This is a genomic window from Blautia faecicola (assembly GCF_004123145.1).
Taxonomy (GTDB): domain Bacteria; phylum Bacillota; class Clostridia; order Lachnospirales; family Lachnospiraceae; genus Oliverpabstia; species Oliverpabstia faecicola.
On the sequence record NZ_SDKC01000001.1, the window covers coordinates 2820327 to 2838455 of the forward strand.

Consider the following 18129-nt stretch of genomic DNA (forward strand, 5'->3'; position numbering starts at 1 on the left):
TGTTGTCTCGTTTTTTCAGTCTCTTCTGCAACTGAACCGGATATTGCTATCATATTATTAATTACATACTATGTCAATATGTTTTTTTGCACAGAACCATACTTCTCTTCTATGATTTCCATGCTTTCTTTTATCAAAAGCATTTTTAGTCCGCCATTGCTTTCCGGATCGCGCCAAGCAGTTCGTCATACGTCTCATATGCCAAGATCTGCGGGTAATCTGCTTTGATCTTATCGGTGCTTCGGAACAGGAATCCCGCCTTGCTCGCCTGGATCATCCCCAGGTCATTATAGGAATCTCCGCTGGCGATCGTATCATATCCGATGGACTGTAACGCTTTTACGGTGGTCAGTTTTGTCTGTTCCACACGCATCTTATATCCGATGATCTCTCCGTTTTCAGCGACTTCCAGACTATTGCAGAACAACGTCGGGCGTCCCAGTTTTTCCATCAGCGGGCTGGCAAATTCTGCAAAGGTATCGCTGATCAGGATCACCTGGCTGAAGCTTCTCAGTTCATCTAAAAATTCTTTTGCTCCCGGAAGCGGCTGGATCTTTTCGATCGTCTCCTGGATCTCTTTGAGTCCCAGTCCGTGTTCTTTCAGCACTCCCAGTCTCCATTTCATCAGTTTATCATAATCCGGCTCGTCTCTGGTCGTTTTCTTCAACTCCGGGATCCCACTTTCCTCGGCAAATGCCACCCAGATTTCAGGAACCAGTACCCCTTCTACATCCAGACATGTAATATACATAACGTTACTCCTCCTTTAGCACTTTTTCACTTTAACACGTTGCATTTATCTTATCACATAATGATCGGTTTTTCTACCCTGTCAGTGATTCTTTTCTGATTTTAATCCGCCGATCAGATGACTGTTTTTCAGTGTCTCTTCCAGACTGGTCAGTTCAAATCCCGATATTTTTCCATCTTTTTCACTTTTCGCCTCTGTCACCCGCTGCACCTCCTCCTGAATGTCGCAGAGACATTCGAGTAACAGCGGCTGAAATGCACCACATTCCCCTGTCAGGATCATCTGCATCGCCTTTTCATGCGAATATGCCTCTTTGTAAACTCTTTTGCTGGTCAGGGCATCGTATACATCCACGATTGAAACCACCTGCGCTGCAATCGGAATTTCTTCCCCTTTCAGACCGTCCGGGTAGCCGCCTCCGTCGTACCGCTCGTGATGCCAGCGGCAGATCTCATACGCGATCTGTACCAGACGTTCTTCTTTATAGATCTCCAGCCGTTCCAGCATGGACGCCCCTATCATCGTATGCATCTTCATCAGTTCAAATTCCTCCGGCGTCAGTCTTCCCGGTTTGTTCAGAATTTCTTCATTGATTCCGATCTTTCCGATATCATGAAGGGCGGAGGCTACCGTGATCAGATACTGATCCTCCCAGGTCAGATGGTATTTGTCCGTTTTCTGCACCAGCCGTTCCAGAAGCATACCGGTCAGCTTGTTGATATGTTCCACATGCAGTCCGCTTTCTCCATTTCGGAACTCTACGATCTGGCTCAGAATGCTTACCATGATCCGGTTGTTTTTCTCCTTCTCATAAACCTGATCCGTTACCAGTGTGATCAGTCTTCTTTGTTTTGCATACAGTTTGATCGTATTGAATACTCTCTGATAAACAACCTTTGCATCGAATGGCCGGCTGATATAATCCGATACTCCCATTTCGTAAGCCCGTCGTATACTCTTTTCGGAGTCTTCACTGGAAATCATGATAACCGGAACATCTTCGATCCAGTGATTTTTGTTCATATCATGCAAAACCTGAAATCCATTCATTCCAGGCATTACAATATCCAGAAGAATCAACGATATCTCAGTTCCATACTTTTGCAAAAGCCGCAGACAGTCTTCTCCGTTTTCTGCTTCAATGATCTGATAATCTTCTTCCAGAATCGACGCAAGGATCTCACGGTTCATCTCAGAATCATCTACGATCAGGATCAGCTGCTTTGCCCGCTTTGTCTCTTCTTCCAGATGAATCGTTCCATCCGCATCAATTGATTTTCTTTCAGTCACCACCATATTTTTCTGAATTTTCGCCTGGTACATCAGCCGGTCTGCTTTTCGTACTGCCTCTTCCATAACTTCCTGCCGTACTGTCACACCTCCGATACTGACGGAAAGACGCATTCTGGAAAATCCGGGAATATCCGCATCCCTGATCTGCTTCTGAATATATTCCAGTTTTTTCAGAAAAACTTCTTCGGAAACATCCGGCATAACCAGAAGAAATTCATCCCCTCCATAGCGTACCAGACTGTCTGTTTTCCGTATGGACTGACGGATTGCTTTCACCACTGTCTGTAGTACCACATCTCCTGCTCCATGTCCATATGTATCATTCCAAAGTTTAAAATCATCCAGATCTATAACTGCCACACCGGCAGAAGTTTCTTTTTCTTTCAGTCGTTCCTCATAATATCTTCGATTGTAAGAGCCTGTCAGAGCATCACTGTAAAGATCCTGGTTATATCCGTCCAGTTTTCGAACCAGTTTTTCACATCCCTCTGCGTCCAGAAGGAATTCTTCGTTCAGTTTTTTCACCAGTTCCATTACATATGCTTTTCCATCTATTTCCATATAGCAGGCAGTTACCTGATAAATATCTTCTCCCGCGAACTCCAGTTTGGTCCCCTGGTTCTTTTCCCTGAGTACTCTTGCAGATATACAGTTCTTACATTGCCTGTTCTTCTTCCAGAATGAATAGCAGGCCACTTTCTCAGGATCAATTTCTTCCTCCCTGCCCGCTTCCATCATTTGGATCGTTTCTTCTTCGATGAGCCGCACCACGTCAAAAATCCTGCGATACTCTTCCATCTCCTCTTCCACCTGCTCCATCGTCATGGTTTTCTTTTGCTCTGTTCTAGTTTTCTTTTGCTCTGTCATCATTTACTACCCTCTAATGTAACTGTTGTTCCTCTTTTTCTCTCTGCTCATCGCTGATCTTTTTGCGCAACTGAATTACAAGTTCATAAACTTCCGGTCTCTTTTCCTTCAGATGTTCATCCAACAGATGACGCCTCTCCCGGAAACGCTCCGCAAGTTCCGGATGTTCTCTGGCAATACGGTCATGCACTTCCTGACGGTGTTTTTCCAGTCGAATTGCCAGGGTTTTTTCATCTTTTCCGGAAATATTGACAATTTCTTTGAGATGCTCTTCCAGATGTTCCAGCCACTCATCCTGATCAAGATCCTCCATATGAGACCATCGGCCGTGAAGCAGATATTCCACATCACCGGTTTTCTTCAACTGTTCAATCTGACACCTGATCTGTCGTTCGATCTCCTCTTCTGCCTGACTTCCAAACGCCCAGACAAATTCCTGCACCCTGTTGTCGGCACGTTTTCTGGACGCACTGCGCTGTTCGTTATCCACACCGCCCTCTAAGGGATACGGACGGGTAATACCCATATCTTTCAAAGCAATATGTGTCGTTCTTCGCACACAGCCTTCCTGAATCAAACATCCAAGTCCCAGCTGACGCATCTGTTCATTCAATCCTGCAATATGTTCTGTGATATAAAAACGTATATTTTTTTCTTTCAGTGACTCATATAAAAGTTTTAACCGATCTGCCGCTGTAATATCCATACTTCCGATTCCACTGGCATCCAAAATCACTGCTTTGGTATCTTCCCGCAGATTATCCTCAATGTCACTTTGCAATACCTGAATATTGGCAAAAAACAGATTGCTGCTGAACCGGTAGATCAACACCCCTTCAATCGCATGGATCTGATCGCTTTCTTTCAGATCCCGGAAATGCCGGTGTCCCGGCTGAATCCCAAGAAAGCCTCTGGAAGGCTTGGATGTCCGGATAATCATCTCTGAAAAAGAAAGGATGATTCCAATCAATACTCCGTTGATAGTCCCAAGCATCAGTACACCGAAAAATGCTCCAGCAAAGATCAGATATTCCGTGCGGCTCACCTTCCACAGCCGCACCGCCAGATCAAATTCTGTCGCTCCCAATAACGCTGAAATCACGATCGCTGTCAGCACCGGAATCGGAAGATACCCGATAAATCCGGTTCCGCAAAGCAACAGTACGATCATCGACAGCCCAGCCACGATACCGGTCAGCTGAGTTTTCGCCTGATACTGCTCCCCCATCGCCGTTCTTGACACCGATCCGTTGATCGGGCAGCATCCGGTAAACGATGCGATAAGATTTCCCATGGCAAATGCAAGAATCTCCTGATTGTCATTGATCCGGTAACGGTTTTTCTGTGCAAAGCTGTTCTCCGCGAGTAATGTTTCTGCCATGATGACAACTGCTACCGAAAGGCTGACCGTCACAGCTTCTTTTAACGGAACCGATCCAAAATCCGGAATACTCCATGCCGGAAGTCCCGGTTTCACTGCCGCGAGTGTCTGAATCCCCAGATCTTCCAGCTGAAATACCACCGTGCCAATTGCTCCCAGCGCCATCAGAAGCACTGCCATCGGAAATTTGGGAATGATCTTTTTGGATACCAGAAGGATCACCAGTGCACCGACGCCCAGAAGCAGCGATGGCAGATGAAAGACCGTCCGGCTCTCCCAGATATGTTCCAGCAGTTCCGGAAGTTCGCCGACGCCTGCTTTGCCGCCAAATAATTTCGGCACCTGCATCAGAATGATCGTGGTACAGATACCACTGATAAATCCGCCCATCACCGGAGCCGAGATATAATTCACCAGTTTTCCTGCCCGGCACAGATAGAAGACCAGCAGCCAGACTGCCACAAAAAAGGTCAGCACCGGAACCGCCGCAAGCGCTTCCCGCGATCCGCCCTCAATCCCCAGACTTACCAGTGCCGATCCCACCAGTGCCGCCGGAGCCGCATCCACCCCGAAGATAAACTGCGGTGAAGTGGAAAACAGCGCAAACAGTAAGATTGGAAATACCGAGCCATACAGTCCGTACACCGCCGGAAGCCCCGCGATCTGCGCGTATCCCATCGATATCGGGATCGACACCGCCATGATCACAAGCCCCGCCAGAAGATCTTTCGGCAGGTTTTTCCACTCATAAGGTCTTATGGTTTTGCACAAAGATACTTTCATGGATTTCCATCTCCTTATTGCATTTCTTTTTTTACAGTATTCTTTTTATTATAACATACTTTTTTCTTTTCACCAGTAAACAATTGCAAAATGGAGCCTGTTTTTTCAGACCCCATTTTGTGAATTATACTTACCCTCGAATCACCAGTACATCGTTTCTCTTTTAAAATATTGTAACTGTCCGGCAGGTGATATCCCGCGAAGTGTTCTGAAAAGAACGAGATAAAATCAGGGCCGCCGCACCAAAAACAGTACGGCGGCCCGATTCCCTTTTACAGATATGCAATACTCTGATTCTCAAATACCGCACTTCCATCTGTAACTCCCAGGCAGATTCCCTCCCCAGGATTTGTATACATGCGGGTATTCAAGGCAACTCCGTCCACATACAGTGTAGCAATCGTATCATCCACGATAATCTGTACATGATATTTCTTTCCAGGAACCAGACGAATCAGACGTTCCAGTCCCATGTTATTCATCTGTGGCCATGGCCAGTTCGGAGATTTCTCGAAGGTCACACGATCCTTCGGGCATTCAAATGTAAAGGAATAGAATTCATCATCCGCTTCCTGAGCCCGTACTCCGATTGAAAATCCACGGGTACCTTCAGCAAATGTGACATCTGCTTCGTATCGATAGCAGTCACCGGTCTTCGTTACTACATGCTGTAATGCTCTTCCTGATTCTTTTTCCAGTTTTACATCATCCAGCTTTTTCTCATCCTTAAATGCATTCCATACCGTATCCGGGATCCGGCAGCCTAATGTGCCGTCTTCTCTCTGGTACAGTTCATGTGCTACAAAGGTTCCTGCCCAGATAAAATCTTCTTTATCTGCCTCCGGTCTGTACCAGAGATTTGCACTGTCTGTCTCGTTGGCACGTGTCGGAACCCATCCGAACAGAATCCTCTGATTGTTCAGCATGAAGGTTCTTCCTGCATAATAAGCTCTTCCGTCAAAAGCATCGTCATCCGGTGCGATCCACGGTCCTTTCAGACTTTTTGCCATACGGTATACCTGTGTGGATGCATGGGAATATTCTGTTGTGATCAGATACCACCAGTCTCCCATCTTGAAAAGATCCGGCATCTCATGCATGGTAAACAGATCCGGTGCCCAGAAATCCCCCTGAAACTCCCAGTCTGCAAGATCATCTGATGTAAAATAAACGGTTCTTCCTGTTGTTTTATGCTTGTCTCCTTCCAGACGTGCCCCCAGGATCAGAATATATTTTTCAGATTCGTCATCCCACAGTACAAACGGATCTCTCCAGTCATCCGGATCATATCCCGGCTGCGGAACAAAGGTCACTGCATCCTGCGTCTTTGTCCAGTGTTTCAGATCCTCACTGACCGCATGCATCAGTACCTGAGATGGTTTTCCCTGTTTTGGATAATCTCTGTTGTAACCGGTGTAGAATGCATGATATTTTCCTTCTCTGTCTTCGCAGATACTTCCGGCAAAGATAAACTGATCCTGCTCTTCATCCGTTCCTCTCGGAATCGCCACACCGCAATCCTCATAAGTCACAAAATCCTTTGTGGTTGCCAGATCCCAGCCAAACGGCTCTCCAAAAGGGCACGGCACTCTGGTATCTCTCTGATGAAAAAGGTAAAAAGTATCACCCTTTCCAAAAGGCATACAATCGCCAAACCAGGTCTGTGGATGCTGATAGTAAATTTTCATGCTTTTCCCTCTCTTTCCTGTCTTTTATTCTATTCTCTTTCCGTCACTGATCCTGAAAAACTGTTTGCTGAAAGAAACGAATTCTTCGGAATCTGCCTAGAGCGTGTCTGAAAAAGGCTTTTCGTGAGCTGCGAGTCCCAGTTTGTGGGAGCTTTTATCCGAATGAGGGCGGCGTAGCGGGCTACGGCAACCGAATGAGGGTAAAATATACCGCAAAGTGGGGCTTGCAGATTGCGGAAATGATTTTTCAGACACGCTCTAGCATTTCATAAAACAAAAAGAGGAAGAGACTCTCAGCCCCTCCCCCCGCGCCTGCAGGCTTCGCAAGTTTCCACAGAACGATCACTGAACTCAGTATACGTCATCTCAAATACACTGTCAACACAACAAAAGCCATTACATCCGGAATCTTTCCGGCAATTGTTACTGTTCACTCCCGGGAGTTTGACAGTTGCATCTATCAAAAAGTCCGTTAAACCCGCATAAACTCTACTTTTTCTTTGTCAAATAATTTGTTTTAAATTATAGTAATGTCTATAATAATTAACCTTTCGTGAATAAAATAGTATTCTCTTTATAAGCACTTATCTATTCTTCGATAAGTATTGGAATCCCTTAATTTTACAGTGTTTTTCAATTTTTTATCTGTAATGAAAACATTACTATATTTTAAAAATCGCATCCAAACTGCTGTAAATCCGATAAACGTTGGACTTACAGCAGTTTTTATTTTTTTAACTGTCAAAGACGGGATTATATCACTGCTTTTTTCTTGCGTCAAGATGATGTAATTTTGCAAATTACAGCTGTGTAATATGCTTTTCTTTTATCCTATATCCACCTTTTCCGCAAACTGCTATTTTCATCTCTATATTTACTCCTTTTCTTTTTCTAAATAATAAGCATTACATATGACCATACTTCAAACTGTTTTCGAAAAATAATTAAATTAATATAATGTCTATTTTGCCATTACATCAAATATCTCCTTAAATGCTTCTTACTCCACTTCCTCCAGTTCTGTTCCTTCCGGAAGAATATATCCGCAGTTATCACATACTCCGTCCTCTGCGAGTATCCCGTCTTTCACAAAGGCTTCAATGCCTTCCGGTTCATGACAGCGTGGACAATCTAATTCCTGTATCTTTTTCTGATTTCTTACATCCTGGCAATTGGCAAATTCAATTTTACCCATAGTGATTCCTCCCTTTTCATTCCATATCAATTTGTCTTCGCAAAAAAGTTCCTACCATACGGGAAAAATTGCTGATATTACGAATATAGGCAAAATCTTTTCCATAGATTCTCTTTTCCACGGAGAGTTCTTCTTCATTCCCTACAAAAATACCAATTACGAAAATTCCCTGATTTCTGACCCGCCGCACCTCATAAGCAGTATCTTTCACAGCTCCTTCTCCGTCATAGATCCTGGGCTGGCGGGTTCCTGGTCGTTGTATGCTCATATCACAGGGTTTTCCATCACTTAATACGATTAAAATCTTATTTTTTTCCGGTCGCTCCATGAGAGAGGAAGAGACTGTTTTCAGTGCAAGCCCATCTCTGTTATTGGCATACGCCCGAAATTGAAAGATTCTTTCATTTGTTTCCCTTGGATCTTCATAATCCCGAAATCTCTGAAGTACTGTATATCCCCAGAAGGCACAGTATCCTGTCACCCGATGAGGAATTCCTGCCTGACTTAATGCTTCACTGATAATATATCCCTGCGCCGCTACCTGAGCCTGTCTGCCAGCCTGGGAACCACTGGAATCAATCAGGACGTCTATTACAAATTCAGAATCTTCTGATCTCTTTTTTCTATTAAATAGCTTGTCATCGTCTGTTCTTCCAATTTTCCATAACCGTTCTGGAACAAGCTGCCCTGCATCAGATCTGCTGACAAAATCATCCTTTCGGATTATAAATGCCCGTTTCAGTGACTCTGCCAACACAGAAATATTTCTTTTGATGATCCAGTGATTATTTCCATAATAGGCTTTATTTTTTTCAAACTGCAGCTGAGCAAAACGGTATTGATTATTTTTTATGACAGGGTTCTGTAAAATTCCATCTGTAAGATACAGGATACAGTTTTTGTGGATTCCTGTACAAAATTTCCTGTTGATTCTGGCCTGCTCCGATTCACTTAGATACGATTTCCCGTAATTCAATTCCACATATTCCCGTATCCGTCGCACTGCCTGTGGATTTATATTCTCCGAGCTTTCCGGAACTTCTTCATTTTCCGGAGAGAAATAAAATCTTTTTTTCTTTTTGTTTCTGATATCCAGACTCATCATCTTTTTTTTGAGATTAGAAAGATATTTTTGAATGATGTCTTCCATCTGTTCATCCGTCATGCATTCCTGCCACGCGTCATTGGCCAATGCCATATCCGGTAAATTTAGAATTTTCTCCAGATTCCCATTCCTTTTTTCAAAAGAGGGATCCAGAACATGATTATAAATCTCATCTATCACGTTTATGACATCTTCCGTATTTTCCGCATCCTTCAGAGAAAAAATCTTGTACAATGCAATCTCTGCCTGTGGATCCATTCCCTCATCGTCTGTGTCCTCCAGAGCATGCTTTATATACAGAAGCCTAATCCTGTGAATCAGGTCTGTTCCAGCTTTGTCTGATACCTGCTCTTCCTCGGCCTTTTCCAATTCTCTGAACGCCTGTTCTCTGATTTCCTTTGTTCCCAAACGTTCTCGAATAATAAAACGATTCACTGCAGCATCCATGCATAATCCAGCAAGAGGCAAAAGCACATCTTCTCCAGCAGAAAAATGTAATTTTTTCATCAAATACATGCCAAGTTTCTTCTGATCAAAATATCGTGCAAAGGCACCCTGCTTCACTGCCTCATATAAAACCGTTTGTTTTGAATACACATATTTTTCTGTGTCCGGTTCAAATTCTATATCATAATCACCACTGACTGTCCAAAAAAGATTTCTGATACGATTGCTGATCTCCAGACGATGTTCTTCCAGTTGTTCCGCCGGCCATCTGACATCCTCCATACAAGTTTACCCCCATATGTCTTTTCCGGTCCAGGAAGATGGGATTCTGGTAGAAACCACATCTTCTACGATCTCTTTTTCAAATACATCAAAACTTTTATTTATGATCCCCATCTGGATTGCCTCAATTGGAGAAAGTCCGCTTCTTGTTGCCTTTACAGCAGAAACCAATCCTCTCAGGTCGAGAGATTTTGTTGAGATTTCTCCATGATAAGCTTTGATCTGCAAATCCAGAAACAATCCTGCAAAAGCCTTCAGTGCACTTTTTTTTCCCTCTGGAAAATGTTGTCTTAATACAAAAAGGACACTATCCTCATCCATTTCAGGCATATCAATTACCATAAACCTTGAAACCAATGCTTCATTTAACTCTCTGGTACCTGCGTAACCATAATTCATCGTACCGATAAATCGTGTTGCCGGATGAAGTAAAATCCTGTTATATCCTGGAATATCAATTCTGCGCCGATGATCCAATGTGGCATGCAGTACAGAAACGGCATCATTTTTTGCCATATTGATTTCATCCAGGATTCCAAATCCTCCCAATTCCGCGCATTGGTAGATGGGGCCTTTCCGAAGGCGAACCTCATTATTTATAAAGGTATCCGTTCCAATCAGATCGGCACTGTCTGTATTTACATGAAAAGAAATGTCGTATTCCGGTCTTCCGAATATCCATGCCAGTGTCTCACATAGCACATTTTTTCCTGTAGCTTTCGCACCGGAAAGTAACAGGTTATCTCCCTGAAGAAGCGCTGCCATTGACATTTCCAGAATCTTTTTCCCATAAAATAGGATATTCGGTTTTTCTACCCGTTCCTTTACCTGATCCTCTACCTCATAACGCATGTGAAAATCTCTCAGTTCTCCAATTAGTTCCTGCGCTATCTTCTGGTCTTCTAAATATTTTTCTATTTCTGTCCAATGATTTCTCATGAAGATTTTCCTTTCTTTGCAATTGGTTATACCAAATCAGACAATATTTCTGTTTACTCAATCTTCATACTTTCAATCCTCCAACTCACAATCCCAACTTCTTTACAATTTCTCCCAGTGCACTTCTTACAGGAGAATCTTTCGGAAGCCGTATGATCGGCTTTCCATCACAGTCATACTGATATACCTGGTCATCATGTGGTACAACCCCTAACAGTTCCAGTCCCTGATTTCGGATTTCTTCCAGAGTTCCGGCATCCAGTTTTCCATCCGGAACACGATTCACGATTAACCCAGTTTTCTGTGGTTTAAAGTTTAACTCCTTCATCAGCTTTGCAATACGTCCGGCTGCCTGAACACCTCTTCTGGAACAGTCACTTACAAGAATGGCAACTTCCATCATTGGCAGGATTCCTCTGCTGATATGTTCCATACCTGCTTCGTTATCAACCACAATATATGGATAATGGCTTTGCAGTTTCTGAACCTGGGTCTGCACAAGACCATTTACAAAACAATAGCAGCCCTGTCCCTGGGTTCGTCCCATTACCATCAAATCATAATCGTCTTCTTCTGCAATCGCATCAGAAAGACGCATTTCCAGATATGCCTGTTTTGTCATTCCTGCCGGAATCTGATATCGTGGATCAACTCCTGCACGTTCAATCTCTTCTCTCAGTTCTCCGAGTGTAATCTCCGGTTCAACACCAAGCACTTCGTTCAAATTTGCATTTGCATCTGCATCCACCGCCAGGACCGGACGTTTTCCGCTTTCACATAAATACTGGATCAACAATCCACAAAGAGTTGTTTTTCCTACGCCACCTTTTCCTGATACTGCAATTACATGTCCCATATTTTTCCTCCTAAATTTCTGAACAATCTGTTGACTTTTTCTTTAAACCTCATTATAGTTGTTACTATATGAATTACAATAATCAGTCTGTGAGATTTGTATGGTTACTCAACACATCAGAAAAATTGTTGAGAAATCATATGATACTAACTAGAGCGTGTTTGAAAAAGGCTTTTCGTGAGCTGCGAGTCCCAGTTTGTGGGAGATTTTATCCGAATGAGGGCGGCGTAGCGGGCTACGGCAACCGAATGAGGGTAAAATATACCGCAAAGTGGGGCTTGCAGATTGCGGAAATGATTTTTCAGACACGCTCTAATACAGGAGTATATAATGTCAGAAAAAACGAGAAAACAAGATCGCCGTACCCGCTATACCAGGCAAACCATAAAAGATACGTTCTTAGAGTTGTTAAATCAGAAAAGTTTTACGAAAATTACAGTTACAGAGGTCTGCAAAAATGCTGAAATCAACCGTGGCACTTTTTATCTTCATTACTACGATATCTATGATGTATTATCAGATATTTTTAATGATATGACTCAGGATATGTTAACAACGGTAGATCATTTATTTTGTCTAAATCAAAAAAGCTGTTCCTATCCGTTCTGTCAGAAAATACAGATGGAATCACAATACAGAGCACTGTTTCTGGATGATGCAATTGCCCCTATTCTTCTGGAAAAAATAGCAGAAAATACAAAAGAAGGCTATGTGACCTGGCTTATGTCACACAGCCTCCTGACCTTTGAACAGGCAGAATCGGTTTTTTATTTTCAAATGAATGGCTGCCTTTCCATCAACAGACTGATGCTCCGCAATCACTGTAATGACTGGAAACAGATTCAGACAGTAATCGACAAATTTATCAAAGCCGGGCTGGAAAGTTTTCTGATTCATGATCAGAGAGAAGAAAAGACTTCCGATAATTTTTGCAGCAAAATTTCTCCAACTGTTACCGCATCTTCTACACTCAGATAATGATCGGCATGATCCTGAAGAAATATTTTGCCAGATGCAGGAAATTCTTCATCTGCAAACCATATCTTTAAAGTTACCGGATATCTTGGCAGAACTGGAAAAACAGCACACAGATCCGCCTTTGTCTCTGTGAATTCTGCACCTAGGTTTTTACATGCTTTCTGAATTTTCTCAGGATCTTTATCCTGCAAAAGCTTTTCCAGTTTCTGCTCTGCAGTCCGGTCAAACCTGGTTCCTCGAATCAATCCATCTTTCAGATTACCAAAAGTAATGAGCTTCTGTGAACCTTCTGTTCCATCGGCCATATCCAGATAATGCAGCAATGTCAGATAATGCCATTCGTCCATGTTTGAGTTAATACGAAACTCAGGGAGTTGAATTTCAATCGTTTCATTAAAACTCAGTACTTCAAGCACATTTCGGCTGCTATGAAAAGCAGCCCCACTTTTTGCAGCAAGATCCTCTCCGGAACGATTTTGCAGCCGTTTTACTGCTGCCTGCAACATTTCCTGAAATGCACGATTTTCTGTTTGATTTTTGTATTCCATAACTTCTCCTTTGCGAACATTTTATCGCATCATATAATAATCAATGTTTATGCAAGAATTTGGGTGGTTTCATAAATCTGGCTTTGTCCGGATTCTCTTTCATCCATTCCCGGGCAAAATCCATTACCTCAGTCATAGTTTCATAATCTTTTCCACAAAAACAGCAACTTGGGCATGTTGGACATGGCCATCCCTTATTTTTGAATCTGCATGCGTCTAAATGTCGGTATGCTCTTAATAAATTTGCTTCATATTCTTCTTTAGACTGTGAAGCTTCCCTGTTTTCACGATAATAAAGGTGATACATTTTTTTAGTCATATGTTTTTTGATTCTGGTATATAAATTTCCTTTTAATTTGTCCACAATCAGCATATTATACAATCCTCCGTAAGTTTTATTACTATGTTGACTTTTCCTTTAAATTTCATTATAGTTGTAATTATATTATTTACAATCATCAAAATAAAAAATATGTACAGTTTCTCAACACATTAAAAAGAGCTGTTGAGAACTTGGGATGTTTTTGACAAACCAGAAATATTTTCGCCTCAAAAACGTGAAACCAAAATCATTATATCATACTACAAGGAGTTTCTTATCATGAAATACTCAACGAAATTAAGCGATACTGTTCATGTGATGGTTCTGATTGCCATCAACAAGGAAAAATCTCTCTCCAGTGCCTCAATTGCAGAAAGTGTCCATACAAATCCCGGATTTGTACGCCAGCTTATGTTAAAACTAAAAAAAGCCGGACTTATGACCAGTGTAGCCGGACATGCCCGTCCTTCTCTTTCAAAACCAGCAGATCAGATTACATTGCTGGATATTTATAAAGCAGTTGAAGGTGATAAACCATTGCTTCATTTAGATACTCATACCAACCCTGATTGCGGCGTTGGCATGAATATTCAGTTGTCTTTGCAGGGATTCTATAATGAAATCCAAAAAAATGCTGAAGAAAAAATGAATACGATTACTTTACAGGATATCATAAATACCTATTATCAGCGAACATCCATGCAAAACGATTTGCAAAACATTATATGACTGGAGAAATAGGCAGGAAACATTTTGTGATAATTTTGGAAAACTCATCCCAAAAGTTCTCTTGTATCACTTCTGCAATAGTTTCAATCACATCACATAGTTCAAGATCATTAAGATCTGACTGACACTCTTATTGCTTTTGCAAAATCATCCTGATATCAGAAACTGTATCGTAATCAATAATTTTAATGCAAAACTGCACCCACAATATCCCTGAGTGCAGTTTTGTATCAATCAATATTCTAATGTTTCTCCATCAAGTGGAATATCAAGAACAAGTATCCTATACAAATGCACTTTCCTCTTTTGCTTTCAGCAAATCTTTTAACACTGTTCCTATATCTCCCAAAATAGCAATCCCCTTATCTTCAATGAATTCCGGCAAAAACTGATATTCTGAATTTACGGAAATATAATATGCATCTTTCAAGCTGTTTGTCAGTTCCCAAAACGGTTCCTGTATAAACATCGGTGTCATGCGCCCTACTCCAAGTTCTATCAAAAGGATTTTTCTATCTTTGTTCTTTTGAATGTATTTTGAGATTTTCTCATATTCTTCTTCGTATTTTTTCCCTTGCAGAAAATTCCCATATCCTCTTACCCACGGAAACATTTCCGCACCACAATGAGGGCAGCGAGGAATCAGTTCATCCGGCACCATTGTCCCCGCTCCCATAGCCGCAATCATATCTGCCACAGGTTGTACGGCATCCCATGTTTCATCCTGACAACACTGGGAACACTGGAAGAAACGATGATCTCCCTGAATCTCACTGACCTTTTCTTCCGGATAAATCTTTACAAACTGTGTATCCTGATTAGTCGTTAAGATATGAAAATCCTTTCCCTGCAAGATTCTATCCAAATCCAGATATGGCTCTCTGATAGGGGCATTTTGTGTAGTATTTAAAAAGGTTGCCACATATCCCCAGTGTTCATTTCTTGTAGAAAACCGATGCATCATGCCGCTAAAAGCACCCTTGAATCCATACTTATCTGCAAATTTTCCAAAATGCTCACGAAAAGAAGGGGTATCACTATAATAAAAGTCACCACCTCCAGCCGCTGATAAACCGGATGCTCCGCCTACTATGATACACTCTGCCTCCTGCACTCTGCGAACAAATTCCTGAATCTGTTCCCCATAAGGAAGTGGTTTTTGTTTGCTCAACACTACAGCAGTACCGCCGGATGCATAGGTACTATAGTGTCTGGAATAGTTCATTTGTGTTTTCATTACCAAATTTTCATAACAGCTCATTTTTTTCATTCTCCTATCTCACAACTGTAATATCTTTAACCACCTTACTTAGTCTATCCTTCCCTTTCTGATTCCATCGGCAACACCTCGTTAAAAGCCCGTATTGCATTGCGAATGCAATCATCACATTCACAGAGTACAACACCTGTATCCTTTCCCTTTAGGTCTTTACATATAGTTGCTCCTGAATATTCCTGAAATTTGTTTAATATCTCCCGTGCCGTTATCGCACTTTTCCTCCCTGGCTTTACAATTCCCGCCATCATGGTTGCTCCAATCAATGCACCACAAGTTGCTTCCATACCTCCCATACCTACCGCAAATCCGGATGCAGCATTCGTCAGTATTTCCTTATCAGAATCTGATGAATCGATCATTGCCTTGATAACCGACTGACAGCAATTAAATCCATTATGTTTGTAATATACTGCTTTTTCTTCTCTTGTCATTTTCCTTAGATTTCCTTTCTGATTTCCTTTAACGCTACCGTAAGATTACCATCCACACCGATGGATTTTTCTTTGATTTCCTCTGGAATGTAAATTTCGCCCTTGTTAAATGTGATATATCTTGCCTGCGGTTCTACTGCTGCAAGCTGCATCAAAGGAGCTTTAATCATCTGATTTCTCCAACCAATGCCAAATTCCAGAATTACCAGCTTCTTTCCATGTAAATTCTGAATAAATTCTTGATAGCGGGCAGCCTTTTCCTTCCAATTTTTCGTTGCTGTAAACGAGGATATCTCACCCCAATTTACTTCCATATCTCCACCGCATTTTGGACATTTCGGCAGTAACTCTTTGGGTACTCTTCCGTTTACTTCCTCTTCTGTCATGGCGAGAACTGCTTTTTGATCAGGATAGACCTCGTCATGACATCTGTTCTTGCACCGCATCTGGGTTAATTTCCCTTCCATTTCAAAAACACGGTCTGCCTCAAAACCTGCCGGCACAAAATGATCCTCCGCATTGGAAGTTACTACGAAATATTCTTTATCTTTTACTAGTGCATAGATGTTTTTCATAATCTCACTCGGCTCATCCTGCATAGCTTTTGCCTTAACAAGTCTGCTTACAAATGCCCACTTTTCTTCTACCTTCATTGGCACTGAAAATCCGTGTAAAACACAACGCAGTCCGTATTTTTCTCTGAAATCTCCCATATTTTCCTGAAACCATGCGTCATCTGCAAAAATATTATATCCCTCTGCGATAGACAAACCATTACTGGCTCCAATCAAAATACCATCTGCTTCTTTGATGATTTGACTTATCTCTTGATATACATTCATCTTCATCACATTTCCTTTCCTGCTATATTTTCTTTTAAATCCCGTAGAGTTTCTGCCAAATCTCCTGCTATATAAATGCCTTTGTCTTTTATATGCTCTGGAGCTGAGGATTTCATCTGATTCAGACAGGCATAAAACACCTTTTCATTTTTGTATGCCATTTTCCAAAAAGGAAGTTTAATAATACTGGGTGTCATCTCACCAACCCCCTCCTTTTGCATACACCACTTTATCTCCTTTTTATATCAGATTCCACACTTTTTTATTTCGCTTGACTTTTATTTTTTTACTTGTTAAAATTAAATTTACATCAAACATTAAAATCATATTATCATGTAATTTTAAAAATTGCAAGAAGAAAATTCGAGGTGACAAATGAAATATTCCACAAAGCTTAGTGACACCATTCATATTCTTATATTTATTGCTCTTGGAGATGACGAACAACTCTCAAGCACAAAAATTGCAGAAAGCATCAAGACAAACCCGGCTTATGTCAGACAGCTTATGGCAACCCTGAAAAATGCAGGCATTGTTGTCAACACACAAGGTCATGCGAATGCCGCTCTTGCAAAATCGGCAGATAAAATCACTATGTATGACATCTACCGAGCCGTAGAGGGCGATAAGCCGCTACTTCACCTGGACACAGATACCAATCCGGATTGTGGAATCGGTATCAACATTCAATTCGCTATTGGGGACTTCTATCATGAAATTCAAAATATGGTAGATGAAAAAATGAAATCCATTACATTGCAGGATATTATTGATCGGTATTATTTTAAAATCAGAAAAGTTAAAAACCTTTAACTAATCAAGAATAGCAAGCACTGCCTGCACCAGAAATGTCTATTTCCGTATTTGTACTTCAAATTTGCATGGCGTTCGAATATCATTAATGTACTCTTACCTTTTAGATATCCGACAAAATACGATACGCTTATGCTTTGTGGAATTTCAACCAACATATGCACGTGATCTGGGCATATTTCTGCTTCTACAATTTTTACACCTTTTCTTTTGCATAGCATACTTAATATATTTGCAATATCTTGCTTAATCTTTCCATATGCTACTTTTCTTCTGTATTTTGGTGCAAAAACGATATGATACTTACAATTCCATTTCGTATGTGATAAACTATTACTATCCATATGGATACCTCCTTTGTTAAATAATGCGGTTGGCGAACCTAACATTATTTAACAAAGGAGGTTTTATACTGTAAGATGAAGCAACTTCAACCATCCGCACAGCAGGTGGTTTATTTGTTTTCCAAAGTTCCGTTTTTCGGATTAACGAAAAACTCCACAATGTAAAACAGGGCCTTGCCCTAACAAATATTGGGAGTGAATCCGCTGATTGTTCAGCGTGTTCACTCCCAATATTTATTCAGTGATAATTTTAAAA

The 18129-nt window shown here is 41.5% G+C and carries 18 protein-coding genes and 4 pseudogenes; 5 read left to right on the top strand and 17 right to left on the bottom strand.

The features are described 5' to 3' along the window. Positions 1 to 145 precede the first annotated feature (145 nt). The 5 genes and pseudogenes from thrH to ETP43_RS18565 form a co-directional block, all read right to left on the bottom strand. Positions 146 to 751, bottom strand: a complete 606-nt coding sequence (thrH, locus tag ETP43_RS12720) for a bifunctional phosphoserine phosphatase/homoserine phosphotransferase ThrH (protein ID WP_129258459.1) — start codon at positions 749 to 751, stop codon at positions 146 to 148. 81 nt (positions 752 to 832) lie between these two features. Further along, positions 833 to 2914, bottom strand: a complete 2082-nt coding sequence (locus ETP43_RS12725) for a diguanylate cyclase (protein WP_243114278.1) — start codon at positions 2912 to 2914, stop codon at positions 833 to 835. 10 nt (positions 2915 to 2924) lie between these two features. Then, positions 2925 to 5075 carry a SulP family inorganic anion transporter gene (locus ETP43_RS12730; RefSeq protein ID WP_129258461.1) on the bottom strand — a complete coding sequence of 717 codons (2151 nt, stop codon included), beginning with the start codon at positions 5073 to 5075 and terminating at the stop codon, positions 2925 to 2927. 272 nt (positions 5076 to 5347) lie between these two features. Next, positions 5348 to 6763 carry a family 43 glycosylhydrolase gene (locus ETP43_RS12735; RefSeq protein ID WP_129258463.1) on the bottom strand — a complete coding sequence of 472 codons (1416 nt, stop codon included), beginning with the start codon at positions 6761 to 6763 and terminating at the stop codon, positions 5348 to 5350. Between the two features lie 29 nt (positions 6764 to 6792). Then, positions 6793 to 6954 (bottom strand): annotated as a pseudogene (locus ETP43_RS18565) (DUF6783 domain-containing protein); the annotation flags it as partial. Here ETP43_RS18565 and ETP43_RS18570 point away from each other — a divergent pair. Beyond that, positions 6883 to 7035 (top strand): annotated as a pseudogene (locus ETP43_RS18570) (DUF6783 domain-containing protein); the annotation flags it as partial. The pseudogenes ETP43_RS18565 and ETP43_RS18570 sit on opposite strands and share 72 nt — an antisense overlap. A gap of 728 nt (positions 7036 to 7763) precedes the next feature. Here ETP43_RS18570 and ETP43_RS12745 read toward each other — a convergent pair. From ETP43_RS12745 to ETP43_RS18575, 5 genes are all read right to left on the bottom strand, one after another. Further along, positions 7764 to 7958, bottom strand: coding sequence for a hypothetical protein (locus ETP43_RS12745; RefSeq protein WP_129258465.1), 195 nt, complete (start codon positions 7956 to 7958; stop codon positions 7764 to 7766). A 16-nt stretch (positions 7959 to 7974) separates the two neighbouring features. Beyond that, positions 7975 to 9792, bottom strand: a complete 1818-nt coding sequence (locus ETP43_RS12750; protein WP_129258467.1) for a cobaltochelatase CobT-related protein — start codon at positions 9790 to 9792, stop codon at positions 7975 to 7977. Positions 9793 to 9798: 6 nt separating this feature from the next. Further along, positions 9799 to 10731 (bottom strand): AAA family ATPase, encoded by a 933-nt coding sequence (locus ETP43_RS12755; protein WP_129258469.1) that lies wholly within the window; start codon positions 10729 to 10731, stop codon positions 9799 to 9801. Between the two features lie 85 nt (positions 10732 to 10816). Next, positions 10817 to 11587, bottom strand: coding sequence for an ATP-binding protein (locus ETP43_RS12760; protein WP_129258472.1), 771 nt, complete (start codon positions 11585 to 11587; stop codon positions 10817 to 10819). A 146-nt stretch (positions 11588 to 11733) separates the two neighbouring features. Beyond that, entirely contained in the window at positions 11734 to 11871 is a 138-nt protein-coding gene (locus tag ETP43_RS18575; protein WP_334295534.1) for a DUF6783 domain-containing protein, read from the bottom strand. Here ETP43_RS18575 and ETP43_RS18580 point away from each other — a divergent pair. Then, positions 11809 to 12051, top strand: a pseudogene (locus tag ETP43_RS18580) (DUF6783 domain-containing protein); the annotation flags it as partial. The gene ETP43_RS18575 and the pseudogene ETP43_RS18580 sit on opposite strands and share 63 nt — an antisense overlap. Then, positions 11972 to 12565: a TetR/AcrR family transcriptional regulator gene (locus ETP43_RS12765; protein WP_334295535.1), complete on the top strand. Its 594-nt coding sequence runs from the start codon at positions 11972 to 11974 to the stop codon at positions 12563 to 12565. The pseudogene ETP43_RS18580 and the gene ETP43_RS12765, both read left to right, overlap by 80 nt. On the opposite strand, the gene ETP43_RS12770 is transcribed toward ETP43_RS12765, so the two are convergent. Then, the gene (locus ETP43_RS12770) at positions 12487 to 13113 is read right to left on the bottom strand and encodes a DUF3786 domain-containing protein (protein WP_118316230.1); all 627 of its coding nucleotides are present in this window, start codon (positions 13111 to 13113) and stop codon (positions 12487 to 12489) included. The genes ETP43_RS12765 and ETP43_RS12770 overlap by 79 nt on opposite strands. 40 nt (positions 13114 to 13153) lie before the next feature. After that, entirely contained in the window at positions 13154 to 13486 is a 333-nt protein-coding gene (locus ETP43_RS12775; RefSeq protein ID WP_015542172.1) for a nitrous oxide-stimulated promoter family protein, read from the bottom strand. Positions 13487 to 13714: 228 nt separating this feature from the next. Here ETP43_RS12775 and ETP43_RS12780 point away from each other — a divergent pair, with 228 nt between their 5' ends. Then, positions 13715 to 14164 (top strand): Rrf2 family transcriptional regulator, encoded by a 450-nt coding sequence (locus ETP43_RS12780; protein WP_129258474.1) that lies wholly within the window; start codon positions 13715 to 13717, stop codon positions 14162 to 14164. Positions 14165 to 14447: 283 nt separating this feature from the next. Here the strand turns inward: ETP43_RS12780 and ETP43_RS12785 are convergent, their stop codons facing one another. The 4 genes from ETP43_RS12785 to ETP43_RS12800 form a co-directional block, all read right to left on the bottom strand. Then, positions 14448 to 15401 carry an SIR2 family NAD-dependent protein deacylase gene (locus ETP43_RS12785; protein WP_243114279.1) on the bottom strand — a complete coding sequence of 318 codons (954 nt, stop codon included), beginning with the start codon at positions 15399 to 15401 and terminating at the stop codon, positions 14448 to 14450. A gap of 77 nt (positions 15402 to 15478) precedes the next feature. Further along, positions 15479 to 15874 carry a C-GCAxxG-C-C family protein gene (locus ETP43_RS12790; RefSeq protein ID WP_129258476.1) on the bottom strand — a complete coding sequence of 132 codons (396 nt, stop codon included), beginning with the start codon at positions 15872 to 15874 and terminating at the stop codon, positions 15479 to 15481. 5 nt (positions 15875 to 15879) lie between these two features. Next, complete coding sequence (locus ETP43_RS12795; RefSeq protein WP_129258478.1) at positions 15880 to 16722, bottom strand: SIR2 family NAD-dependent protein deacylase; 843 nt, start codon at positions 16720 to 16722, stop codon at positions 15880 to 15882. After that, positions 16722 to 16937, bottom strand: a complete 216-nt coding sequence (locus ETP43_RS12800) for a hypothetical protein (protein ID WP_243114280.1) — start codon at positions 16935 to 16937, stop codon at positions 16722 to 16724. The genes ETP43_RS12795 and ETP43_RS12800 overlap by 1 nt, the downstream gene beginning before the upstream one ends. A gap of 154 nt (positions 16938 to 17091) precedes the next feature. Between ETP43_RS12800 and ETP43_RS12805 the strand changes: the two genes are divergently transcribed. Next, on the top strand, positions 17092 to 17529 hold the full coding sequence (locus ETP43_RS12805; protein WP_129258480.1) for an Rrf2 family transcriptional regulator: 438 nt from the start codon (positions 17092 to 17094) through the stop codon (positions 17527 to 17529). A gap of 23 nt (positions 17530 to 17552) precedes the next feature. On the opposite strand, the pseudogene tnpA reads toward ETP43_RS12805, so the two are convergent. Next, positions 17553 to 17873: pseudogene (tnpA, locus tag ETP43_RS12810) on the bottom strand (IS200/IS605 family transposase); the annotation flags it as partial. Between the last annotated feature and the right edge of the window lie 256 nt (positions 17874 to 18129).